Annotated in this window: 26 protein-coding genes and 2 riboswitches; of the genes, 24 read left to right on the top strand and 2 right to left on the bottom strand. The window is 35.5% G+C overall.

Annotation, left to right across the window (positions count from 1 at the left end; genetic code table 11):
• Positions 1-10 precede the first annotated feature (10 nt).
• From P6936_RS02235 to thiT, 4 genes are all read left to right on the top strand, one after another.
• On the top strand, positions 11-1,132 hold the full coding sequence (locus tag P6936_RS02235) for an EpsG family protein (RefSeq protein WP_060929719.1): 1,122 nt from the start codon (positions 11-13) through the stop codon (positions 1,130-1,132).
• A gap of 11 nt (positions 1,133-1,143) precedes the next feature.
• Complete coding sequence (locus P6936_RS02240; protein WP_276880716.1) at positions 1,144-2,301, top strand: YveK family protein; 1,158 nt, start codon at positions 1,144-1,146, stop codon at positions 2,299-2,301.
• 70 nt (positions 2,302-2,371) lie between these two features.
• On the top strand, positions 2,372-2,614 hold the full coding sequence (locus tag P6936_RS02245; RefSeq protein WP_276880717.1) for a hypothetical protein: 243 nt from the start codon (positions 2,372-2,374) through the stop codon (positions 2,612-2,614).
• A gap of 30 nt (positions 2,615-2,644) precedes the next feature.
• Positions 2,645-2,735, top strand: a riboswitch (TPP riboswitch).
• 25 nt (positions 2,736-2,760) lie between these two features.
• Positions 2,761-3,306, top strand: coding sequence for an energy-coupled thiamine transporter ThiT (thiT, locus tag P6936_RS02250; RefSeq protein ID WP_004837588.1), 546 nt, complete (start codon positions 2,761-2,763; stop codon positions 3,304-3,306).
• Positions 3,307-3,338: 32 nt separating this feature from the next.
• On the opposite strand, the gene P6936_RS02255 is transcribed toward thiT, so the two are convergent.
• On the bottom strand, positions 3,339-4,970 hold the full coding sequence (locus tag P6936_RS02255) for a hypothetical protein (protein WP_060929716.1): 1,632 nt from the start codon (positions 4,968-4,970) through the stop codon (positions 3,339-3,341).
• Complete coding sequence (locus P6936_RS02260) at positions 4,963-5,715, bottom strand: ATP-binding cassette domain-containing protein (RefSeq protein ID WP_060929715.1); 753 nt, start codon at positions 5,713-5,715, stop codon at positions 4,963-4,965. Before P6936_RS02260 ends, P6936_RS02255 begins: the two co-directional genes overlap by 8 nt.
• Before the next feature lie 138 nt (positions 5,716-5,853).
• Here P6936_RS02260 and P6936_RS02265 point away from each other — a divergent pair, with 138 nt between their 5' ends.
• The 20 genes from P6936_RS02265 (at position 5,854) to P6936_RS02360 (ending at position 21,918) form a co-directional block, all read left to right on the top strand.
• Positions 5,854-6,216, top strand: a complete 363-nt coding sequence (locus P6936_RS02265; RefSeq protein WP_060929714.1) for a GntR family transcriptional regulator — start codon at positions 5,854-5,856, stop codon at positions 6,214-6,216.
• Positions 6,213-6,896 carry an ATP-binding cassette domain-containing protein gene (locus tag P6936_RS02270; RefSeq protein WP_060929713.1) on the top strand — a complete coding sequence of 228 codons (684 nt, stop codon included), beginning with the start codon at positions 6,213-6,215 and terminating at the stop codon, positions 6,894-6,896. The genes P6936_RS02265 and P6936_RS02270 overlap by 4 nt, the downstream gene beginning before the upstream one ends.
• Positions 6,897-7,670, top strand: coding sequence for a hypothetical protein (locus tag P6936_RS02275; RefSeq protein ID WP_276864064.1), 774 nt, complete (start codon positions 6,897-6,899; stop codon positions 7,668-7,670). It begins immediately after the preceding gene.
• Positions 7,671-7,787: 117 nt separating this feature from the next.
• Positions 7,788-8,687 carry a diacylglycerol/lipid kinase family protein gene (locus P6936_RS02280; RefSeq protein WP_004837594.1) on the top strand — a complete coding sequence of 300 codons (900 nt, stop codon included), beginning with the start codon at positions 7,788-7,790 and terminating at the stop codon, positions 8,685-8,687.
• A gap of 92 nt (positions 8,688-8,779) precedes the next feature.
• A complete protein-coding gene (locus P6936_RS02285; protein ID WP_004837595.1) occupies positions 8,780-9,259 on the top strand; it encodes a CarD family transcriptional regulator in 480 nt (159 codons plus the stop codon).
• Between the two features lie 10 nt (positions 9,260-9,269).
• Complete coding sequence (locus tag P6936_RS02290) at positions 9,270-10,373, top strand: PIN/TRAM domain-containing protein (RefSeq protein ID WP_276880718.1); 1,104 nt, start codon at positions 9,270-9,272, stop codon at positions 10,371-10,373.
• Positions 10,366-11,070, top strand: a complete 705-nt coding sequence (gene ispD, locus P6936_RS02295) for a 2-C-methyl-D-erythritol 4-phosphate cytidylyltransferase (protein WP_060929055.1) — start codon at positions 10,366-10,368, stop codon at positions 11,068-11,070. The genes P6936_RS02290 and ispD overlap by 8 nt, the downstream gene beginning before the upstream one ends.
• Positions 11,070-11,546 carry a 2-C-methyl-D-erythritol 2,4-cyclodiphosphate synthase gene (ispF, locus tag P6936_RS02300; protein WP_276864070.1) on the top strand — a complete coding sequence of 159 codons (477 nt, stop codon included), beginning with the start codon at positions 11,070-11,072 and terminating at the stop codon, positions 11,544-11,546. Before ispD ends, ispF begins: the two co-directional genes overlap by 1 nt.
• Complete coding sequence (gene metK / locus P6936_RS02305; RefSeq protein WP_060929057.1) at positions 11,546-12,715, top strand: methionine adenosyltransferase; 1,170 nt, start codon at positions 11,546-11,548, stop codon at positions 12,713-12,715. The genes ispF and metK overlap by 1 nt, the downstream gene beginning before the upstream one ends.
• A gap of 8 nt (positions 12,716-12,723) precedes the next feature.
• Complete coding sequence (locus P6936_RS02310; protein ID WP_004837600.1) at positions 12,724-13,773, top strand: rod shape-determining protein; 1,050 nt, start codon at positions 12,724-12,726, stop codon at positions 13,771-13,773.
• Complete coding sequence (gene gpmA, locus P6936_RS02315) at positions 13,773-14,462, top strand: 2,3-diphosphoglycerate-dependent phosphoglycerate mutase (protein ID WP_004837601.1); 690 nt, start codon at positions 13,773-13,775, stop codon at positions 14,460-14,462. The genes P6936_RS02310 and gpmA overlap by 1 nt, the downstream gene beginning before the upstream one ends.
• 221 nt (positions 14,463-14,683) lie before the next feature.
• On the top strand, positions 14,684-15,343 hold the full coding sequence (locus P6936_RS02320) for a winged helix-turn-helix transcriptional regulator (RefSeq protein ID WP_004837602.1): 660 nt from the start codon (positions 14,684-14,686) through the stop codon (positions 15,341-15,343).
• 72 nt (positions 15,344-15,415) lie between these two features.
• Positions 15,416-15,530: riboswitch (FMN riboswitch) on the top strand.
• Positions 15,531-15,588: 58 nt separating this feature from the next.
• Positions 15,589-16,185 (top strand): ECF transporter S component, encoded by a 597-nt coding sequence (locus P6936_RS02325; RefSeq protein ID WP_004837603.1) that lies wholly within the window; start codon positions 15,589-15,591, stop codon positions 16,183-16,185.
• 73 nt (positions 16,186-16,258) lie between these two features.
• Positions 16,259-16,705, top strand: a complete 447-nt coding sequence (gene tsaE / locus P6936_RS02330) for a tRNA (adenosine(37)-N6)-threonylcarbamoyltransferase complex ATPase subunit type 1 TsaE (RefSeq protein WP_004837604.1) — start codon at positions 16,259-16,261, stop codon at positions 16,703-16,705.
• Entirely contained in the window at positions 16,686-17,375 is a 690-nt protein-coding gene (gene tsaB, locus P6936_RS02335) for a tRNA (adenosine(37)-N6)-threonylcarbamoyltransferase complex dimerization subunit type 1 TsaB (RefSeq protein ID WP_004837605.1), read from the top strand. Before tsaE ends, tsaB begins: the two co-directional genes overlap by 20 nt.
• Positions 17,344-17,784 carry a ribosomal protein S18-alanine N-acetyltransferase gene (rimI, locus tag P6936_RS02340; protein ID WP_004837606.1) on the top strand — a complete coding sequence of 147 codons (441 nt, stop codon included), beginning with the start codon at positions 17,344-17,346 and terminating at the stop codon, positions 17,782-17,784. Before tsaB ends, rimI begins: the two co-directional genes overlap by 32 nt.
• Positions 17,777-18,787, top strand: coding sequence for a tRNA (adenosine(37)-N6)-threonylcarbamoyltransferase complex transferase subunit TsaD (tsaD, locus tag P6936_RS02345; protein ID WP_004837607.1), 1,011 nt, complete (start codon positions 17,777-17,779; stop codon positions 18,785-18,787). The genes rimI and tsaD overlap by 8 nt, the downstream gene beginning before the upstream one ends.
• A 1-nt stretch (position 18,788) precedes the next feature.
• Positions 18,789-19,142, top strand: a complete 354-nt coding sequence (locus P6936_RS02350; RefSeq protein ID WP_276880719.1) for a hypothetical protein — start codon at positions 18,789-18,791, stop codon at positions 19,140-19,142.
• Positions 19,135-20,535 carry a S41 family peptidase gene (locus P6936_RS02355; RefSeq protein WP_276862443.1) on the top strand — a complete coding sequence of 467 codons (1,401 nt, stop codon included), beginning with the start codon at positions 19,135-19,137 and terminating at the stop codon, positions 20,533-20,535. Before P6936_RS02350 ends, P6936_RS02355 begins: the two co-directional genes overlap by 8 nt.
• 105 nt (positions 20,536-20,640) lie before the next feature.
• Positions 20,641-21,918 (top strand): Glu/Leu/Phe/Val family dehydrogenase, encoded by a 1,278-nt coding sequence (locus tag P6936_RS02360; RefSeq protein WP_004837610.1) that lies wholly within the window; start codon positions 20,641-20,643, stop codon positions 21,916-21,918.
• Positions 21,919-22,043: the final 125 nt, after the last annotated feature.

Here is a 22,043-nt window from a genome sequence, read left to right on the forward strand (position 1 = left end):
AGAATATATTATGGGATTTGCCTTATTTACGACAATCGAGCTTCTTCTTTTTTTTATAAACAAGAGCATCGATTTTAAAAACAAAAAACAAATGAATATAGCCTGTGGGGTCATGTTCTTAATAATGTTCATCTTTGCAGGTATAAGAGGTTCGGGCGATGGAGATTACTACAATTACTTGTGGTTTGCAAAAGACCTGGGGGATGACTATAGGAAGATTTTTGATTTTACTTATCCAGTAGAATTTGCCTTTAGGTTTTTTGCTGTTCTTATCAATATGCTTGGCATATCGAGGCAGTGGGTTATAGTTATAATGAATCTATGCTCGATTTTACCTATAGCCTACATCACCATCAAAGAATCAGCTGACCCCTTCCTTTCAGTTATAATATTTTTGCCTATCTTCATCCAATTTGATATGCAAACATCTAGGACTGCATCGGCAATTGGTCTTAGCATGCTGGCTTCTTTCTTCCTAGCTAAGAAGAAGTATCTGAGGGCACTTTTCTTTTTTGCCTTTAGTGTAGCCTTTCACAAGTCGGCCCTTATAGTCCTACCCTTCCTCATCCTTATTAACTTTAGGATTGGTAACTTAATTAAGATATTTACCATGGGCTTTGCCTTGGTTACATCAGTATTTTCTATTGTGGTATTTAATATAGTAGGGGCCATAACAGCTGCTGTTGGCTTAGGGGTAATATCTAGCAAGCTAAATACTTATGTATTCTCGGGAGGAATGTTTGCCTTTCCTATGAAATTTTATGACCCGAGGATAGTTTTTGCTATGATGTTATTTCTATTTTCGATCATGTATTTTTCTAAATATACTTTTGAGAAATACTCTCTCGTAGAGATAAGCTCTAAGGCTATTTGGTTTGGCCTTATGGTACTGTTAATCTTTAGGTCATCAACTGCTGTTGCCTTTAGATTTGGCAATTTCTTTACAATCTATCAGTTGATATTTATACCGGAAATCATAAAAGAGGCTAAACTAGATGATAAGTTGGGACTTTTCTTTATAGCTTTGGCTATAATAATCTTCATCTTGCCTTATGCAGGATTTTTGATGGCGAAAGCACCAACATATGACTTTTTCTTCAGCAATCTTAACGCACTTCATTCACTAAAATAAAAGAGGAACTTATGAGAAAAATTACTACAGAACAATTATTGAAATCGGCAAAAAGAAATATTTTACTAATCCTTATTCCAGCAATCTTGTTATTTGCTCTAGTTTTTTATAAGACAGTAATTAAGGAATATAAAAGTTATAAGTCAACAGCCATGCTCATGGTTACAGGTCAAAGTAAGGATCAAGCTATAAGCTATAACAATATAATTTTAAATGAGAAGCTTGCTAATATTTATAGCGGTTTTCTAGAATCAAGTGATCTTTATTCAGATGTAGGCAAAAAAATGGGAGGTGTCCTTACTCCTTCCGAAATTAAGGCTAATTTAGAATACGATGTAAACCCTCAAGGAGGAGTAATTAGTTTTACTTTTTCTGATACTAACGCAGATAGGGCTAAGGATTGTCTTACTTTGATTACAGAAGAATTTAGAAATTATGCCCTAAAACTTCTCAATATGGATAATATTAATTACCTACAAAAACCACAGCTTGAAAAATATTCTCTTACAAAGGGGATAATATTTTCTATGGCTGGTCTTTTTGCAGGCCTACTCTTGGGTATTCTTTTAAGCATCCTCAAAGAGATTTTATCAGATAGGATAAGGGATGAGAAAGATATAGAGGATATGGGTCTTAGAGTCTTGGGTAATATTTATGAAGATGAGAAGGCTTGTATATACACAACCAAGTCGACTATAAATCACCTAACAGAAAATGCTGTCATAGGTATAACTTCAATTAACCCTAAAAAATCGACCTATGATTTTTCAGAAAAACTTGCCCAAACTATGTCCACATCCCTAGGGCTTTGCTTGATCGACTCTATGGGTGAGAATAAAAATGTCGAAAAGAAATACCAATCTAGCGAAGAGGATGTCAAAATTTTAAGATATAAGAATATGGATTTTATTATTCTAAGGGAAAAATATGATAGAATCCTCGACTCCTATGCCTTCGAAGAAAAGATTTTCGACTTAAAGAACACCTACAACTACGTTTTAATCAATGAATCTAGTCTTAGGGGGCTTGGACCAATCATAAGTTTAAGATATGAGGACTACAAGATTGTCGTAGTAAATGAGAATATATCTATGGAAAAATTGATTAGAAAAATCAAGGCCATAGAAGATATGGGTTGCAAAGTTTTAGGGGTGATTTACGATAAATAAGAAAATAATTGGCTTAGGACTGATAATTTTAAGCCTTACAGGATGTGCTAAGGATGAAGCCTACCAAAAAATGGATATAAAGATAAGAGAAAGGACTTATAGGGGTGAAGACAATAGTTTTAGTCCCGAACTTTCTTATCTGATTAGCGAGGATACTAAAATGTATTCGGATAAGGACAAAAAATCAGCTGTCGATAAGCTGGATAAAGGCTCTATAGTGAAGATGATAGATCCAAGTGATAAAGATTTCGCCTTAGTAGATTACAATGGCAACATCGGTTTCGTAAAAAAAGATGTCCTCAAGGACTTTTGATTTGCAAATTCAGGAAAAAACAATATTATGAATATACACTAGGGGTGCCAAACAGTGGCTGAGAGAAGACCCTTAACCTGATCCAGGTAATGCTGGCGGAGGTAAGTGAATACCTCGCTAACATTCGTGTAAAGGAGGTATTTTTTATGAAGAAAAATTGGTCAGTAAAAATGCTAGTCGAAGGAGGACTTTGTATAGCTCTTTCTTTCGTGCTAGGTTATATAAAATTATTTTCTATGCCCCAAGGAGGCTCAGTAACAGCTGGAGAGATGATACCTATAATTATCTTTGCCCTAAGACATGGAAGCCTTCAAGGAATAGTCGTTGGTGCAGTTTATGGCTTTATCCAATTGCTTTTTGGTGGTTCTGTCTATCATCCAATCCAAGCCCTACTCGATTATCCGGTAGCCTTTGGAGTTTTGGGACTAGCTGGAATATTTGCCAGCCAGTTTGAAAAAACTAGAAGCATCAAGCCAGTTTTCTATGGAACATTTTTGGGAATTGCCCTAAGGATGCTTGCCCATACCCTAACTGGAGCTATATTTTTCGCATCCTACGCCCCAGAAGGACAAAATCCTTGGATGTATTCAATAATTTATAATGCAAGTTACTTGGCAGTAGAATTTGTTATAACTGTAATAATCATCTACCTACTAAGAAATGTAATAACAAAAGACTTGCAAAGAATATAAAAAAGGTCGGTGAGCTTATTCTCACCGACTTTTTAGTTTCTAATTTTAAAGGTCCTTGGTGCGTATTTATAGATTAAAACTTGGCTTAGGACTATGAAGCTTAGGATAAAGATTGACATAATCATCAAAAACACTCCATAAGAAACCTTTCTTGTGATTTGAGGAAGGATGAAAAATACCGAAGCGTAGACGAGTCCGTCTATTAGCATAACAGCTTTTCCAGTTTTCTGACCTTCCCTGTTGAAGGGTTGGAAGAGATAGTATTCCATCAAAGGCAAGTTTACAAAAAACAAGTCTAAGAGGATTATATAGATTATAGTTAAAATCTTTTGATTAAGGCCAATTGTCTTATCAAAGCTTGCTACAAGAAGGTAGATAGCTATAAGGATAAGGCTTGGTATAATCATTATTTTAAAAAGAGAGATAGATCTTTCCTTGTACATGGCTAGGATATTTTTCTTATCCCTATAAAAACCATAAGGCATAAGGCCTTGGTCGCAATTTAGGTACATGCTTCTTATTATATTATCCTGCCTTAATAGCATATACATGATTAGGGGGATTATAAAGGCGGCAATTTTATTCAAACTATCTTCGCCACTATAGCCATATTTGGACAGTAAGGCTACTATAACAAGGCCGACTGCTACAAGGATACCAGTTTTGATTAGGATTGGCTTTTTGATTAGCCTCTTGTGCCTTAGGAAAAATAACTTATTTAGTTTCTTAAAACCTTCACCCTTAACTTTTTCTTGGCCTAGATCTTTTTCTTTGATTTTTATTTGATTTTCCTGAGCGTCCTTGATTGTATCCATGCTAAGTTCATATTTTCTGCTTGCTTTTTCAATTACAGCCCCATAAGAATTGAAATTTTTCATAAAAGCAAGGCTAAAGCAAAATGCAACTGTGGATAAGACTAGAACTCCTAAGCTCAAATAGCTAGCTGGTATAGCAAGGTAGATATCTCCTAGGTACAAGCAAAGAGGAAAAATTATTATAGCAAACAAATGAACCCATGCACTATCCAAGATACTTTTTTCATATCGTAGACTTCGCTTCATCCAAAATATAGAACTAGCTAGTTCTATAAATAAGATGGCAAGGCTCATAGCGAGGGAATATATAGGGGAAAGTCCACCTAGGAATTTAAAAGCTATAGCGAAGATTAGGCTCCTTCCCACAAATCTTAGGATAGGTTCGTAGTAGAGATAGGCTTTGAAAATATCCCTTGCATCCATAGAAAAATTTGTGAAAAGTTCATGGATGGAATTACCATTATCGACAATCATATTTCTAAAAAGTCCTATAACTATATAAAGAAAGCTTGGTACAAGAAGGCTTGCAGTATATTCGTCAAGAGTTAGGCCCGCCATATTATTTATAATGATTTCATTGCTTCCTAAAATTTTTAGAGCAAATTTATTATAATTTATCATAAAAATAATAGCCACTCCAAAAGCTAGAGCTGATTTAATTACTTGCCAAATAAGGGCAAAGAGTGGATAAAACATATAGACGATTTGTTTAAACTCGTAAAACCTATACTTATCTCCCAAAAATTTACCCAGGAGGGGAGTTTTTCTTATAAAGTAGACCATGCCATTGATTGCCTTGGCGAGGTCTATTCTTTTAATTAGGGAAAAAGTTCTTAGACTCTTATTCATGACCTTCCCCTAAATTATCTTCGATTCTTTTTATTTCACTTGCCTCAGCATCGCCAGCTAAAAGGCTTACTATAGTATCTTCAAAGTTTGGATCATCCTTTAGGAGGCCGTCTACTGGATTTAATTTTTTATCGTGAATTAGGACTATTTTATCGCAAATATCCTTAGCCAGTTGGAGGATATGGGTTGAGAAAATAATGATATGGTCCTTGTGGATTTCTCTAATAATTTTTTTCATCTGAACTTGGACTAGGACATCAAGGCTTGTAAGAGGCTCATCCATGAGGATGACCTTTGGTTTTAAAATCAAAAACATAATCATTTGAAGCTTGTTTTTCATACCAGTTGAGTAATCTTGGATAAGTCTATTTGAATCATCAACTTCAAGGTCAACAAGGCTTAGATAGTCGTCAAGATTTGCTAAATTTTTAATATTTTCTCGGTTGGCTTCAATAAAAAAGCTGATAAATTCCCTGCCAGTAAGAAACTTAGGAAGTTCTGGCTCGCTTACCATAAAGAAAACATCTTTAAAGTCGATAGGCTTTATAGAATCCTTATCTTCAAGTAAGACCTCTCCTTCATCCTTACTAAGAGAGTCAGTTATAAGCTTAAAGAGAGTGGTTTTACCAGCTCCATTTCTTCCCAAAAGAGCGTAGACTTCTCCTTGATCGAAAGTATAGGAAGCATTCTTTATTACATCCTTCTTGCCGAAAGATTTGGATAGATTGTTAATTATTAATTTCATAGCTTTCTCCTTTTCACTATTTTAACATAAAAAAATAATATAAAAAAATTTTCAAAAAAATTTGCAGTATTTTACTAGAGGTGGTATTATTGTATTAAGATAATAATACAATAATACAAAATTAAGAAAGGAGCTAAGATGGAATTTGATAATAATAGACCTATCTATCTCCAACTAGTCGATGATTTCAAAATAAAGATATCAGTAGGCGATTGGAAGGCAGGAGAAAAGATTCTTCCTGTAAGGGACTTGGCGAAAACTTATGAAGTAAACCCCAACACTGTCCAGAGGGCTCTTAGCGAACTAGAAAGAGAAGGTCTATGTGAAAGCAGGAGGACTGCTGGAAGATTTGTAACTGATGATAAAAAGATTATTGATAAATTATCTAATAGGGCCTTTTATAAATTTGCGGATGATTTTATAGATGGGGCAAAAAATCTTAATTTAGAAAAAGATGAGGCAATAGATTTATTAAAAAATTATTGGGAGGATAAGCAATGATAGAGATTAAGGATTTGACTATGATTTATAAGGGACGAGCTGTCCTAGATCATGTAAATTTGAATTTAGATAAGGGGCAAATCGTAGGCCTACTTGGAGAAAATGGTTCGGGAAAGACTACCCTACTTAGGATTCTTGCAGGTCTTGAGAGAAATTATTTGGGAGAAGTTAAGATTAATGGCAAAAATCCAGGAGAAGAAACAAATAACTTTATCTCCTATCAGCCAGACCACTTGCCAATTGACCCTTCCCTAAAGATTTGTAAGCTTTCTAAATTATACAAAAATTTCTTTACGGATTTTGATGAAGAAAAATTTCTAAGGATGATAAGTGATTTTGATATAGATATGGATTTAAAAATCAAGGAATGTTCTAAGGGTATGAAGGATAAGATTCAAATAGCCCTTAGCCTATCAAGAAAAACTATGATTTATATTTTAGATGAACCGATGAGTGGAATTGATCCAAAATCAAGAAAAATCATCCTTCAAACAATCATAGATAACTTTGACTACGAGGGGATATTGATAATATCAACCCACCTTATAGGAGAAATCGAAAAAGTGCTTGATAGGGCAATTTTCATAGACCAGGCGAGAGTTTTAGTCAATGAAAGAGTAGATGACATTAGAGAAAAACAAAAGATGGGTGTCGAAGAATACTTTACGGAGGTAATTTAGATGAAAAACTTACTCAAACAATTATTAAAAGAAGACTTTTTTGCCATTCTACCTTGGCTTTTTATTCCTTTGATTGGAGCCTTAACGGGACTTAAACTGACCCATCTTACGGGAATAGATGGTTTTAACATAATAACAGCTATATCTATAACAATCTTAGTCGCAGGACCTTTCATAGGCTTGATAATTCTTGTTCTAAGAGATAATGACAGGTTCTACGGCAAATATGCTGCACTTTACTCAAGCTATCCAGCAAGTACAAGAAAAATAAGCCTTGCTAGGCTACTAAATTACACGATTTTGGGAATATTCATGAACCTTGTCTTAATGGTAAATATTTTCTTAGTAGCACCCTTAACCAACAAATGGATTAACTTTGCCGGATTTATTAGAGAGATTAAGAATGTGCTAAGTCTTATGACTTATGACCAGTATATGGTGGCAGTCAAGGGTATATTTTCTATATTTGTCTTCGGGCTAATGATTTCTCTAACTATGATGGCGGCCTTGAGTATTGGAAATTCTTATTATTTCAAAAGACTTGGCAAATGGGGTTCAACCTTCGTAGCGGTTTGTCTAGTGATAATTGAAAATTTTATACAAATAAAATTATTTGCCCAATATTCTATAAGTGCCAGTATATATGAGGGAGCAAATGTCAGCATAAATAGCTTTGAAATGAATTATATCTTTGTTATTTTTGTAATCCTTGAGCTAGTCCTCCTATATTTTGCCACAGAATACTTCCACAAAAAGAAACTTTCTGTAGCTTAGTAAATTAAAATCTAGGTCTAAATCGCCTAGATTTTTTATATACAAATCAAAGCTTTTAAAATAGCTAAATAAATAGTAAAGTTATCCTAAAGATTACTTATTTCTTAGGAGCTAAAAATGAAAGACTTGTTATTTATTTATAATCCAAACTCAGGCCAGCAAATTATTACTGATTATATTAGTTGGATAGTGGATTTTTTGAGTGCGAAAGGCTATCTTGTTACAAGCTATGCGACCCAACAAGCAGGAGATGCAAGAAGACTTGTAGAAGAGCTTGGCTATAAATTTGATAGAATTATGGTTTCAGGTGGTGATGGAACTTTGGATGAAGTAATCTCTGGAGCTCTTAAAGCTGGGATAAGCCCTAGTTTTTCATATCTGCCTACAGGATCTACTAATGACTTTGCAAGGTCTCTTGAGATTCCACTAGATATAAAAGATGCCACAGAGCTTGCTATAAGTGATAGCACAAAAGAGATAGATATAGGAAAGATTGACGATAAATACTTTGTCTATGTGGCAGCCTTTGGAACGATTTCTGATGTTTCTTTCAATACTGACCAAGATTTAAAGAATATCTTCGGTAGGAGCGCCTATGTTTTTGAAGGCCTTAGAAAGGCCCTTCCCCTCCAATCAATGGATGCAAATCATGCCATAATAGATTTTGATGATGAAGAAATCGAAGGTGATTTTGTTCACTTTATGGTTACAAACTCCTATTCAGTAGGAGGTTTTACCAATATAATTAGCGAAAATGTAGGTCTTGATGATGGAATATTCGAGCTAACAATGGTAAAAAAACCTAATAGCCTTTCTGATTTAAACAAAATAGTATCAGCCCTTACCAATAGGAAGGAAAACGAGATGGTTATTTTAAGGCAGGCTTCATCATTTAGGATAAGGACGGACAAGGAAATAGCCTGGTCACTTGATGGGGATTACGGTGGTTCTAGCAAGGATGCCAAAATAGAAATTTTGAAGAAGAGAATCTGCATAAAAAATGGTCTGAAGGATTGAAATTATTACTAGATTGTGATATACTGTTCAGTCTGCCATTTACTAAATTTACCAAATAGGTTATAATATAATAGAGAACCTAGGAGGTAAAAATGTTTAAAATCGGCGATAAGATTGTATATCCTATGCATGGTGCAGGAATCATTGATTCGATAGAGAAAAAGGAATTTTTGGGAGAGGAAAAAGATTATTTCATCCTAAAGATGCCAATAGGGGATATGGATATATCAATCCCTACAAATAAAATCAATGACATGAACATCAGAGATGTTATAAGTAAAGAAGAGGGAGATAGGGTACTTAAAATTCTTGACGATGAACCAAGTGATATGAGTAGCAATTGGACAGTAAGATACAGACAAAATCAAGAAATCCTAAAGACAGGCGACATATTTGAGATTGCTAAAATGGTTAGAAACTTAGCTATTTTGGACAAGGATAAGGGACTTTCTACCACTGAAAAGAAACTTTTAAATAGGTCAAGAAGAATTCTCGCAAGCGAATTAGTAATGGCAGGTTCTCTAGAAAAAGAAGAAGCGGAAAAAATGATTGATGAGTCCATAGGACTCTAAGGAGAAATAAATGAAAAGAATAATTCGATTAGTGCTTTCAATAATCGGAGCTGTTCTTGGCATAGTGATTTTAAGACTTGTTAATGCCGGCACGGATTTTTTACCAGGCGCCGGCTTTGCTATAATCTTTGCTCATATTGCAGCAGCTTTATTGGGAGCATTAGTTTTTTACATGTTAACTGATAGGTTTTCTGATAAGTTTTCGGAAGGTTTTAACTTATTTGAAGACAATTTAAAAAAACTTCCAGCTAATAAGCTTATTGTTGGTATATTAGGTGCCATCTTAGGATTTTTGATAGCAGCTTTGGTAACCAGACCCCTAACCGAACTAACCATTCCTTATGTAGGAAATTTAATTTTTGTGCTATTATCTATTTTATTATATATTGGGCTAGGCTATCTAGGTTGGAGAGTTGCATCTAATAATGCAGAGGACATCCTTGGCATATTCCAGAGGAAGGAAACTAGGGAGTCGAAAGAAACTAAGGGCTTTATCTTTGATAGAAATAAGCACAGTGCATGTCCTAAAATCTTAGATACTTCTGTAATAATAGATGGAAGAATTTTAGATATTATAGAAACAGACTTCATAGAAGGAGAACTTGTGGTAAGCGAGTTTGTCCTTGAAGAGCTCCAACATATAGCAGATTCTCCTGATGACCTAAAAAGAGAAAGGGGCAGGAGGGGCCTTGATATAATCAACAAGATTAAGGAAAATAAGAAAATCAAGCTAAAAGTCATAAACAAGGACTATAAGGACATAAAGGAAGTTGATTCTAAGCTTTTAAAGCTTGCTATTGACTTGAATGGTAAGATTTTTACTAATGATTATAACCTAAATAAGGTTGCTGATGTCCAAGGAATACCAATCCTAAACATAAACGACCTTGCCAACGCCTTAAAGCCTGTGGTTATACCAGGTGAGATGATGAGAGTTGATGTCATCAAGGAAGGTAAGGGCAAAAATCAAGGTGTAGCTTATCTAGAAGATGGAACTATGGTTGTAGTAGAAGATGGTGTGAAATATATTGATCAAACAATAGATGCGACTGTTACATCAGTGCTTCAAACATCAGCCGGAAGAATGATATTTGTAAGGCATAAGAATGATTGATGGAAAGTTTTTATCCTGCATAGTAACAGCAGCAGGATCAGGTCAAAGGATGAAATCTAAGATTAACAAACCCTACATAGAAGTAGGGGGAAGGAGAATATTGGAAATCACCCTAGATACCATAACAAATATAGATTTAATTGATGAGATTATACTTGTCATCAGAAAAGACGATAGTCTGTTAGTAGAAGAGCTTCTAAAGAAGTATGATAAGAATATTCGCTATGTATATGGCAAAAATACTAGGGAACTTTCGACCTTTGAGGGTCTAAAGGCCCTAGATCCTAGCTGTGATTTGGTCTTAACCCATGATGGGGTAAGACCTTTTGCAAGCCCTGAACTTTTTCTTAAAACCATAGCATCCCTCAGGGATAATAAGGCTGTAATTACTGCAACCAAGTCTAAGGATACAGTAAAAATCGTAGATGAGAATATGTATGTGGACTTTACCCCAAACAGGGATTATGTTTATAACATCCAAACCCCACAAGCTTTTGATAAGAAGCTAATATTTTCCATGTATGAAAAATATCTAGAAAGTGAGTTTAAGGTTACAGACGACTCCCAACTTTTCGAATTTTTCGATAGGGACGAAGGGGTCAAGGTTGTCCATGGCGAGTATTCAAATATTAAAATAACAACCCAAGAAGATATAATTTTTGCAAATGCATATCTTCAGAGGAAAAAGGACGTATAATGAGAATTGGAATTGGTTATGATGTTCACAAATTAGTTGAAGGAAGAGATTTGTATTTGGGAGGAGTTAAGTTTGATTACGAACTAGGCCTTTTGGGCCATTCAGACGCAGACGTCCTAACCCATGCAATAATGGATGCCATACTTGGAGCCTTGGCTAAGCCTGATATTGGAAATTTGTTTCCAGATACAGACCCAGCCTATAAGGATATATACTCCATAAATCTTCTAGATAGGGTTGTAGCTCTAATGCGAGAAGAAGGCTACGAGATTGGAAATCTCGATACGGTAATTATTTGTGAAATGCCAAAAATATCCCCACTTAGAGAAGAAATAAGGAAACTTTTGGCTAAACATCTCAAATGTGATATAGAAAATATAAGTGTTAAGGCTTCTACTAGCGAAAAACTAGGCTTTACCGGTAGGGGTGAAGGGATAGAAGCTCGCGCAGTAGTTCTTTTAGAAAGAAGGAAATAATGAAAAAATTAATAACAAGCGAATCAGTAACAGAAGGACATCCAGATAAGGTATGCGATCAGATCTCTGATGCAATCCTTGATGAATGTCTAAGTCAAGATAAGGATTCAAGAGTTGCCTGCGAGACTGTAACAACAACAGGTCTTGTCCTAGTAGTAGGGGAAATATCTACACAAGCTTATGCTCCAATAGAGGCCATAGTAAGAGATACTATCAAAGAAATCGGCTACGATGATCCAAGCCTAGGTTTTGATTATTCAAATGTAGCAGTCCTAACATCCCTCATAGAGCAATCAGCAGATATAGCCCAAGGCGTAGATTCTGCCCAAGATTATCAAAATAGCCATGATGACTATGACAAAATTGGAGCTGGAGATCAGGGTATGGTATTTGGCTATGCCGATGATGAGAGTGATGAATACTTACCTCTATCAGTTGTCTATGCCCAAAAACTTTCCCAAAGACTAAGTAAGGTTAGACGTGATGGGATTTTATCCTACCTAAGACCAGATGGAAAGAGCCAAGTAACCGTAGAATATGATGATGGAGTCCTAAAAAGAATAGACTCCATAGTAATATCTGCCCAACACAGCCCTGATGTATCTTTAGAAAAAATCAGAGAAGATATAATCAGAGAAGTAATTGATAAGGTAATTGACGCAAATCTCATGGATTGTAATACAAAAATCTATGTAAATCCAACAGGTAAGTTTGTAATAGGCGGACCTAAGGGAGATAGCGGTCTTACTGGAAGGAAGATAATAGTAGACTCTTACGGTGGATATTCTAAATCTGGTGGTGGAGCTTTTTCTGGAAAGGATCCTACAAAGGTAGATAGATCTGCAGCCTACATGGCAAGATATGCTGCCAAAAACATGGTTGCAGCAGGCCTTGCCAAGAAATTAGAAATAGGCCTATCCTATGCAATAGGAGTTGCAAGACCACTTTCTATTTATGTAGATAGCTTTGGAACAGGAAAGTATGATGATGAAAAACTCCTTGAAATAGTTAAGGAGAACTTCGACTTTAGACCTCAAGCTATAATAGACAAGCTTGATTTAAAAAGACCAATTTATAAAAAGACTGCAGCCTTTGGACATTTCGGAAGAAATGACAAAGACTTTACTTGGGAAAGTCTAGATAAAGTGAATGATTTGAAAAAATACTAGGAGATAATATGGCAAGACTAAGAAGAGCTATTGCGATAGACTTGGGAACATCGTCAGTTTTAGTATATGTATTGGGCAAGGGAATAGTCTTAGAAGAGCCTTCTGTTATAGCGATAGATGTACTTACTGATGAAATCCTCGCTGTAGGAAGTGAAGCAAAAAAGCTTATAGGAAGAGCGCCGGGCAATATCAAGGCAATCATGCCTATCAAAGATGGAGTTATATCCGATTTTAAAGCGACAGAAAGAATGCTCAAATACTTCCTCGATAAGGCAGTGAAAAAAGCCTTGCTAAAACCAGACCTTCTTATATGCGTACCATCAAGGTCTACTCAAGTAGAAAAAAGAGCAGTCCTTCAAGCCAGCGATAATGCAGGTAGCCATAGGACTTATCTAATAGAAGAGCCCCTAGCAGCTGCTCTTGGTGCAGGATGTGATATAACTGATGTGGGAGGAAGCCTAGTAATTGATATAGGTGGAGGAACAAGCGACATAGCAGTTATTTCTATGGGCCAAGTTGTGGCAAGTAAGTCCGTTGATTCTGCAGGAACTTCCTTCGATAGGAAAATTAAAGATTATATTAGACAAAGATATGGTATATTAATAGGGGATACCAAATCAGAAGAAATCAAAATCGAAGCGGGACTAGCTGACCTTGAACAATCTCTAGAAGTTACAGGAAGAGCTATAACAAGTGGCCTACCTCAAAAAATATACCTACCTGTGGCAGAAATTTACGATTGTATCAGAAGTGAGATTGATTTAATTGTTGATGGAGTGAAGAAAGTCTTAGAAGTAACACCACCAGAGCTTGCCTCTGACATTTACGATAGGCAAATAATCCTAACAGGAGGAGCAGCAAATACTTTAGGCCTAAAAGATAGGCTTAGGGAAAAGCTTCAAATAGAAGTTAAAATAGCTGACAATCCTAGTGAATGCGTAATAATTGGAAGCTCCAAAGCCCTTAACTGGATGGACTCCCTAGACGAAGAAAGAAATAATGCTTTAAAAAGTAAGCAAAAAGAGTTAGAAATGGATGAAAAATTAAGGAGAAGATAATGACAAAGAAATTAGTTCTAGTAAGACATGGCCAAAGTGAATGGAACCTTGCCAACAAATTTACAGGCTGGGTTGACGTTAACTTATCTCAAAAAGGGGAAGAAGAAGCAAAAGAAGCTGGAAGAAAAATCAAAGAAGCAGGAATAATGTTTGATCACGCTCACACATCAGTCCTAACAAGAGCAATCAAAACATGTAACTTTGCCCTAGAATATTCAGGACAAATGTTTGTTCCAGTAGAAAAATCTTGGAGACTTAATGAAAGACACTATGGTGCTCTACAAGGCCTAAACAAGGCAGAAACAGCAGAAAAATATGGGGATGAACAAGTTCATATTTGGAGAAGAAGCTATGATACACTTCCACCAGAACTAAGTGATGAAGAAGCTAAAAAACAAAAAGAGCTTCCAATGTTCAAACACCTACCAGCTGATGTAGTTCCAAGAGCAGAAAACTTAAAGGTAACCCTCGAAAGAGTCCTTCCTTATTACTTCGACCATATTGCTCCACAACTTCTAGATGGAGAAACAGTTCTAGTAGCAGCTCATGGTAACAGCCTTAGAGCCCTAGCAAAACATCTAGAGAAAATCTCAGATGATGACATCATGGGCCTAGAAATTCCTACTGGTCAACCTCTAGTTTACGAACTAGATGATGAACTTAACGTAGTGAAAAAATATTATCTATAAAACATGGAGCCTTCAGGGGCTCTTTTTTTTGAGAAGATATAAGCTATCCTTATGCTAATCCCTCCTTAGGCTATTAATCATTAACTAGCTATTAATGATACAAGGAAGATATTGCTAATGCTTTATTTTGCAGGCTTATTATATATAGGGTAAAATGAAATAGACGGGATATTTGTCCACATTACATAATCAAGGGCTTGTTCCTTAGAATAGGAGGAATAATGAGGATTCTGTCTGTAGAAAATGAAAATGGGGTATCCTCACTTATCAATACTCGTTTTAACAAAAACGAGGTTCTTGTAGAAAGGATAGATTCCATTAATGATCTCTTGTTTAGAGACCTAAAGGGCGTTGACCTAATTTTGGTAGACATGACTCACAATAAGTGCATTCAGGTTATTCAATTTATTAAACAAAAGACCAAAATTCCTGTTATCTATCTTACAGAAAGGTATAAGAAAAATCCTTACGAGCAAGAGATAGATGATAAGGACTTTGTAATCCATTCTCTAACTAGAGAAGAGTTTATAAAGGATATATTTAGAAAGGTTGAAGAGCTAAAAGAGGCTAATATCGTAAGCTTGGGCATATGTAGCTTAGAAGAGGATAATGGAATCTTTAGGATAGGAAACGATATCTTAGATCTTACTAGAAGCGAGATTGCTATTTGCTCTATTCTTATTAAAAATATGGGTAGGGTCTTATCTAGAGAAGACATAGTTAATGATATGTGCGCTAAAGGCTTTGATACAACTGAAAGGTCTGTAAGAGAATACATAAGAAAGATAAGAAGTCAATTCAAAAAAGCAAAAATTAACCCAATAAAGACCATTAATAAAAAGGGCTATATGTGGATTTTAAATAAGTGTGAAAACGAATAGCAAATTTTCTTGAAATTATTTTAAGCATATGGTATGATGGTTTTAACAAAAACTAAACAAAAGTCGCAAAAGCGACATCTTCAGGGAAAGGTGTGATTCCTTAACCGGCGGTATAGTCCGCGAGTCGAATGACTGAATTGGTGAGATTCCAATACCGACAGTATAGTCTGGATGAAAGAAGATTATAATAATCTGCTTTTTTTGCCCTGATCTTGGGCATTTTTTATTGCCCTAAAGGAGGAAGTATGAATAGAAGTAAAAGTTTTAGTTTAAATTCAGCTGTAAAAGTTGGTGTCTTGGCAGCCTTTGCCTACATATTGATGTTTATTCAATTCCCAATACCAATAGCCCCACCATTTATGAAAGTCGATCTTGCTGATGTGCCAGCCCTCATAGGTGGCTTTGCTATGGGTCCTTGGTATGGAGTTCTTATCCAACTTATCAAAAATATATTGAATCTTACAAAGACAACAACAGGTGGTGTTGGAGAGTTATCTAATTTCATAGTTGGTGCAGTATTTGTTTATGTTTCATCAAGTATTTATAAGAATAGAAAGACTAAAAAGAATGCTCTCTTCGCTTTAAGCCTAGGAGTTGTAGCGATGACTGCAATTGCTACCATATCCAATGCTTTTGTAGTTTTTCCAACCTATGCTAGGGTTATGGGTATAGACTTAAATGCTTTTGTAGCAATGACAGCTAAGACAAATGGCCTTGTAAAGAGCTACTTTTCTCTAATGATTTTATCAATATTACCATTTAATATAGTTAAGGGCCTTATAGCAAGTCTTGTTACCGATTTGATTTATAAGAGAGTATCACATATAATCAAGTACAAATAGCTTATTAGCTCAATCAGACCGATTGGGCTTTTTTATTTGCTCTTTCTTAGTATAATATAAATTAAGAGGAATTATGATTATTAAAAATTTAGAAGAATTAAAAAATTTTGCAGATAAATTCGCCTCTCTTTTAAAAGAAGGCGATGTCGTTAATTTAATAGGAGATATGGGAGCGGGCAAGACTACACTTACAGGCTATATTTGTAAGTATTTTCATATAGACGATTCTTCATCTCCTACTTTTGCTATTGTAAATATTTACGATGGAGATAAAAAGATTTATCATCTTGATCTTTATAGATTTGATCATCCAGACGATGTATTGGATATAGATTTTGAAGAATATTTTTATCCTCAAGATGCTATCACTATTCTTGAATGGGCAGAAAATGTCGAAGGCTACTTGCCAAATGATATGATTAATCTAGAGATAAAAAAGATAGATGAGACTAGTAGACAGCTTATTATTGATAATGATACTCCTAGGGGAAGTGAAATAAATGAATATTTTAGCAATTGATACATCTACAATGATTTCTACTGTAACTATATCAGATGGGGTGGAGATTATTGGAGATTTTAATGTCAACCAACAAAAAACTCATAGCGAATCCTTGGTTCCTATGATTGAAAGTCTTTTGTCCCTTCTTGGAATGAAGATAGCCGATATTGATAAATTCGTCATAGCCAAGGGGCCAGGTTCCTTTACAGGCCTTAGGATAGGAATGACCATAGCAAAGACCTTGGCTCAAGTAGGAAATAAGGATTTGATCCCAGTATCTACACTCCTTGCCCTAGCTAATAACTCTTCATCAAAGACTCTTAAATTACCTATGATTGATGCAAGGGGAGATAGGGTGTATGCGGCCTGCTTCGATGGGGATTTCAATGAACTTATTAAGGAAGATTTATATAATATTGACGATTTAGCTAGGCTTGTCAATGATTTAGATCAACAAGTCGAGCTTATTGGAACTATGAATGAGAAATATAGGGATAAATTTACTAAGGCAAGGCCTCTTTCTCTTAATTTCAACAATTCTATAGGCAGGTCTTTGATTAAGATAGCCTTAGAAGATAAGGCCCCTAGCCCAAAACTTTATGAACTTGTTCCAAATTATCTAAGGGCTAGTCAAGCAGAAAGGCAGTTACATAAAAATGATAAGAAAGATGGAAATAAGGGATGCTGACAAGGTCTATGAAATAGAAAATGCATCTTTTTTCGAACCTTGGAGCAAAAAACAGCTTATAAAAGAGCTTATGGACAATTCCCTCTTGAAGCACTATGTTTATGAACTTGATGGAGAAGTTGTAGGCTTTTATATAGCTAGTAAGGTCCTTGATCTTGTAGAGATTTTTACCATAGCTGTTGACGAAAATCACAGGCAAAAAGGAATTGCCAGCGAGCTTCTTAGGCATTTGATAGATAAGAGTAAAGAAAGTGGGACAAGTGAAATTTGGCTTGAGGTATCGGTCAAAAATATCAAGGCTATTTCCCTTTATGAGAATTTCGGATTTGAAAAAGACGGCATAAGGAAAAATTATTATCAGAAGTTGGGAGAAGATGCCTACAATATGAAGAGGAAATTATATGAGTGATTTTTATACAATGGGAATTGAGACCAGCTGTGATGACAGCTCGGTTGCAATTTTAAAAAACGAAAGAGAAGTTTTGGTTAATTTGATATCATCTCAGATAGATATCCATGCCTTATTTGGTGGAGTCGTACCAGAAATTGCCAGCAGAAAGCATCTTGAGGCGATAAATCCTCTGATCGAAAAGGCCCTAGCTGATGCTAAGCTTAGCTATGATGATATAGACCTTATATCTGTAACCAAGGGTCCAGGTCTTATGGGATCTCTTTTGGTAGGGATTTCTGCTGCCAAGGGACTTTCTCTAGCTACAGGCGCCCCCCTAATCGGTGCAAATCATATGCAGGGTCATATATGTGCTAATTATCTATCAAATAAAGATTTGAAGCCTCCTTTTATAAGTCTAGTTGTATCAGGTGGTCATACTTATTTGTGTAAGGTAAACTCCTATACTGATTATGAAGTTGTGGGTAGGACTTTAGATGATGCGGCTGGAGAATCTTTTGATAAGGTGGCAAGAAAGATTGGTCTAGGCTATCCTGGAGGACCAAAAATCGACAAGCTTGCCAAGGATGGAAATAAGGAAGCCATCGACTTTCCTAGGGTTATGCTAAAGAAGGGGTCCTATGATTTTTCTTTTTCTGGGCTAAAGACAGCTGTCCTTAATTATGCTAATAATATGGAACAAAAAGGCTTGGAGTTTAATAAAGCTGATCTTGCAGCAAGCTTTCAAGAAGCAGTTGTCGATGTTTTGGTAGATAAGTCCATGGCTTTATTAAAAGAAACTGGGATGAAAACACTAGCAGTAAGCGGAGGAGTTGCAGCAAACTCTAGATTGAAGGGGAGGTTGACAGAAGAATGTGAGAAGGAAAATATCAAATTCTACCACCCTTCAACCATACTTTGTACAGACAATGCGGCTATGATAGCCATGGCAGGTTATCTTAACTATAAAAACGGAGATGTGGACGATAATTTCATGAAAGTCTATCCGAATCTGGAATTATGATATGCGCAAGAGAAAAAACAAAGAAAGAAATGTAATAAGAAAATATAATAGCTTAGTTAAACTAAGCTCCTTGTTATGGTTTTTGTCGGGTTTGGGAGTTTTAGCCTTTGGTATATATTTTAGGGAGATATTTGAGATTGTATTTGGAGTCTTTGCTATGATTTATTCCCTCCTAAATCTCAAAAACATCAACTATAGCCAGGCCTCTATCAGAAGAGTTGAGTTAAATAAATTATCCTTTATAATCCTTTTTATAATAATTTATTCTCTAGTTAATCCTTTGGGTAATATTGCCCTTCTCTATGATCTCTACAAGAGAGATTTGGTTTTAAATGGAGGACTTATAGATGAATAAAAAACTAAGGATTGGCTTTTTATTAATCATCCTCCTTTTTCTGACTTCTTGTGTAGAAAGAAGATTTGAATCAATGAAAATGAAAAAAGCCATGAGGGAATATGACAAGGAGGGACTTGTCCTTTCTGACGGTTCATTTTACCCAGATAAGATTACGGATTTTTCAGTAGATGATTACCTTAAATGGTATAAGGGTTTAAGCCATCCCCTAAAGCTTCAGCTTCCCAAGGTCCAAAGACCAAAAGAGCTTACTAAAGAGCAAAGAGTGGAGGACTTTAACTATTTCTTTGATCAAATCAAAAATAATTATCCTTTTTTTGGTGTCCTAAAGAGAAAGCACAAGATGGACTTTCTAAACAATTATGATAAGTATAAGGGAATGGTAGAAGCATGCAAAAATGACGAAGAATTTAGAAAAACCATGGAAGAGGTCATGCTAGACCTAAAAAATAATCACACTAGGATTGCAGATAGGGACTATGTCCTAAAGACCATGAAGTATTTTTCTAAAAATTGGAAGTCTCCATCAATTTATTACGAATTTTTAAACCTAAATAGGCAGGTAGTTAGAAATAGGTATGGGATAGATGGAGTCCAAAGCGATACTGAGGCAAAGCTTGATCTTGATAGAAGATCGGCTATTTTTGACAATATTTCTGATAACAATCTAGAATTTGAAGAAGCGGCTGATGGTATAGCCCTACTAAAAGTAAAGTCTATGGCATCTAGCGATAAATATAGCCAAGACCTCAAAGTCTTAAAGGAATTTCTCCAAAACAAACACCTATACAAGGCCCTAGCTATTGATATAAGAGGAAATACCGGAGGAAATATGGAATATTGGCAAAACTTCCTCCTACCTAAGCTAATAACTGGGCCAAAAACAGTTACTAACAATTTATTCTTCAAGGAATCTGACGAGTCTAAACTTATCTTTGCTGATAACAGTTTAAATGTAGAAAGACTTTCTAATGTCGATATCTCAGCAATAAAACTTGACCATGCTGATGATCTCAAGCGTTTTGACTTTTATATGAAGGAAGTCTTAACCATTAATCCAGATACATCGGATAAGGATTATGGCTATCCAGGCTCTATGTATCTTTTGGTGGATGGAGAAGTATTTTCTGCAGCAGAAGGCTTTGCAAACTTTGTGAAATATTCTAACACAGCAACCCTTATCGGACAAAATACTGGTGGAGATGGAATAACCCTAGGAGTAATAAATTCTGTTATGCCAAATTCTGGTCTAGTATTTACTTATACCAATACTCTCGGTTATGATCCAGCAGGAAAAATTAATGAAGAAAACCCAACAGCACCAGATATTTTATCCAAATCTTATAGGGATTCGATAACAACTATCCAACAGCTAATGGGGGCTAAAAATTGATGAAAACTTTCTGAAAAATTTCGGAAAGTTTTTTTATTTTTAAAATTGACTATCTATAAATATGTATGTATTATTATTAATATAAAACAATATAAGGAGCTAATGATGAGTGAAAAATTGGATATATTAGAAGCAACCAGATTAAGATACAAGGATGCTTGTGACAAACTTAATCTAGATCCTAGTGTTTATGAGATACTAAAAGAGCCTGAAAGAATCTTAGAAGTAGCTATTCCTGTAAAGATGGATAAGGGCTACACTAAGGTATTTAAAGGCTATAGGTCAGCACATTCTTCAGCCCTAGGCCCATCCAAGGGTGGAGTTAGATTTGATGATAAGGTTACAAGAGAAGAAGTTGAAGCTCTTTCTATGATGATGAGCATCAAGGTAGCCCTCCTAGGTCTTCCTCTAGGTGGAGGCAAGGGTGGCATTTGCGTTAATCCAAAAGAACTTTCCGAAAGAGAACTAGAGCTTTTATCCAGAGCCTATGTTAGAAGCATAAATAATTATTTAGGTTCTAGACAAGATGTTCCAGCTCCAGATGTAAATACTAATGCAAAGATAATGGGATATTTTATTGATGAGTATATAAGCCTAAATGAAGGTAAGCAAGATATAGCTACCTTTACAGGTAAGCCACTTGCCCTAGGCGGATCTTTTGCTAGAGATCAAGCTACAGGTTTTGGTGTTGCTCTTTCTGTAAAATATTACTATCAAAGAAAAAATGAAAGCTTGGAAGGAAAAACTTTTATCTGCCAAGGCTTTGGTAATGTAGGATATTTTACCTGCAAGTATCTAAAGGAATTTGGGGCAAAGCTAATTGCTGTAAATGCTAGCGATAAAAATGCTCCATCAGGTTCTTCTGCTATAGTTAACAAAAATGGTTTTGATCCAGAAGCCCTACTAGAACTAAAGGAAGCTGGTAAGTCTGTCCTAGATTTTGAGGCAGAAGGAACTAAGAAGATTTCTAACGAAGAATTTTTTGGTCTAGATACTGACATTCTCCTACCTTGTGCCCTAGAAAATGTTATCACAGAAGATATAGCTAAGAGTATTAAGGCAGAAGTTATTTCTGAGGGGGCAAATGGCCCAACAACTCCTCTTGCATCAGATTTCTTAGAGGCTAAGGGAGTAACTATTATTCCTGATATAATGGCAAACTCTGGCGGAGTCTTGGTAAGTCACTATGAATGGATACAAAATCAATTAGGCTATTATTTCTCTTACGATCAAGTTAAAGATAAAGAAGAAGAAGATATGCTAAGAGTTTTCAAAAGAATTTTCGATATGGCAGAAGAAAAAGATGTCGACCTCAGACAAGCTTCTTTCATGGTAGCTATCAAATCTATGGCAGAAGCCTTGAAGTTTAAGGGAAGATATTAGAAAATTCTAAGTGATTAATAAGGGGGCATTGCCTCCTTTTTTTTCGTGCAAATCTAAAGCTAAGTATCTTGTAGGAGATGTTATTTAGCATATAATAGTATAGATAAGGACTATTGAAATTTAGA

This window comes from Anaerococcus tetradius (assembly GCF_947087635.1).
In the GTDB taxonomy this organism is placed as follows: domain Bacteria; phylum Bacillota; class Clostridia; order Tissierellales; family Peptoniphilaceae; genus Anaerococcus; species Anaerococcus tetradius.

Bases quoted from the DNA above. Each gene is read 5' to 3' on its own strand.
- P6936_RS02235 (WP_060929719.1), top strand. From the start codon at position 11: ATGGGATTTGCCTTATTTACGACAATCGAGCTTCTTCTTTTTTTTATA.
- tsaB (WP_004837605.1), top strand. From the start codon at position 16,686: ATGAATATTTTAGCAATTGATACATCTACAATGATTTCTACTGTAACT.
- P6936_RS02360 (WP_004837610.1), top strand. From the start codon at position 20,641: ATGAGTGAAAAATTGGATATATTAGAAGCAACCAGATTAAGATACAAG.
- tsaD (WP_004837607.1), top strand. From the start codon at position 17,777: ATGAGTGATTTTTATACAATGGGAATTGAGACCAGCTGTGATGACAGC.
- P6936_RS02240 (WP_276880716.1), top strand. From the start codon at position 1,144: ATGAGAAAAATTACTACAGAACAATTATTGAAATCGGCAAAAAGAAAT.
- P6936_RS02310 (WP_004837600.1), top strand. From the start codon at position 12,724: ATGGCAAGACTAAGAAGAGCTATTGCGATAGACTTGGGAACATCGTCA.
- tsaE (WP_004837604.1), top strand. From the start codon at position 16,259: ATGATTATTAAAAATTTAGAAGAATTAAAAAATTTTGCAGATAAATTC.
- P6936_RS02275 (WP_276864064.1), top strand. From the start codon at position 6,897: ATGAAAAACTTACTCAAACAATTATTAAAAGAAGACTTTTTTGCCATT.
- metK (WP_060929057.1), top strand. From the start codon at position 11,546: ATGAAAAAATTAATAACAAGCGAATCAGTAACAGAAGGACATCCAGAT.
- P6936_RS02285 (WP_004837595.1), top strand. From the start codon at position 8,780: ATGTTTAAAATCGGCGATAAGATTGTATATCCTATGCATGGTGCAGGA.
- P6936_RS02350 (WP_276880719.1), top strand. From the start codon at position 18,789: ATGCGCAAGAGAAAAAACAAAGAAAGAAATGTAATAAGAAAATATAAT.
- P6936_RS02255 (WP_060929716.1), bottom strand. From the start codon at position 4,970: ATGAATAAGAGTCTAAGAACTTTTTCCCTAATTAAAAGAATAGACCTC.
- rimI (WP_004837606.1), top strand. From the start codon at position 17,344: ATGATAAGAAAGATGGAAATAAGGGATGCTGACAAGGTCTATGAAATA.
- gpmA (WP_004837601.1), top strand. From the start codon at position 13,773: ATGACAAAGAAATTAGTTCTAGTAAGACATGGCCAAAGTGAATGGAAC.
- P6936_RS02260 (WP_060929715.1), bottom strand. From the start codon at position 5,715: ATGAAATTAATAATTAACAATCTATCCAAATCTTTCGGCAAGAAGGAT.
- ispF (WP_276864070.1), top strand. From the start codon at position 11,070: ATGAGAATTGGAATTGGTTATGATGTTCACAAATTAGTTGAAGGAAGA.
- P6936_RS02270 (WP_060929713.1), top strand. From the start codon at position 6,213: ATGATAGAGATTAAGGATTTGACTATGATTTATAAGGGACGAGCTGTC.
- thiT (WP_004837588.1), top strand. From the start codon at position 2,761: ATGAAGAAAAATTGGTCAGTAAAAATGCTAGTCGAAGGAGGACTTTGT.
- P6936_RS02355 (WP_276862443.1), top strand. From the start codon at position 19,135: ATGAATAAAAAACTAAGGATTGGCTTTTTATTAATCATCCTCCTTTTT.
- P6936_RS02325 (WP_004837603.1), top strand. From the start codon at position 15,589: ATGAATAGAAGTAAAAGTTTTAGTTTAAATTCAGCTGTAAAAGTTGGT.
- P6936_RS02245 (WP_276880717.1), top strand. From the start codon at position 2,372: ATGGATATAAAGATAAGAGAAAGGACTTATAGGGGTGAAGACAATAGT.
- P6936_RS02265 (WP_060929714.1), top strand. From the start codon at position 5,854: ATGGAATTTGATAATAATAGACCTATCTATCTCCAACTAGTCGATGAT.
- ispD (WP_060929055.1), top strand. From the start codon at position 10,366: ATGATTGATGGAAAGTTTTTATCCTGCATAGTAACAGCAGCAGGATCA.
- P6936_RS02320 (WP_004837602.1), top strand. From the start codon at position 14,684: ATGAGGATTCTGTCTGTAGAAAATGAAAATGGGGTATCCTCACTTATC.
- P6936_RS02280 (WP_004837594.1), top strand. From the start codon at position 7,788: ATGAAAGACTTGTTATTTATTTATAATCCAAACTCAGGCCAGCAAATT.
- P6936_RS02290 (WP_276880718.1), top strand. From the start codon at position 9,270: ATGAAAAGAATAATTCGATTAGTGCTTTCAATAATCGGAGCTGTTCTT.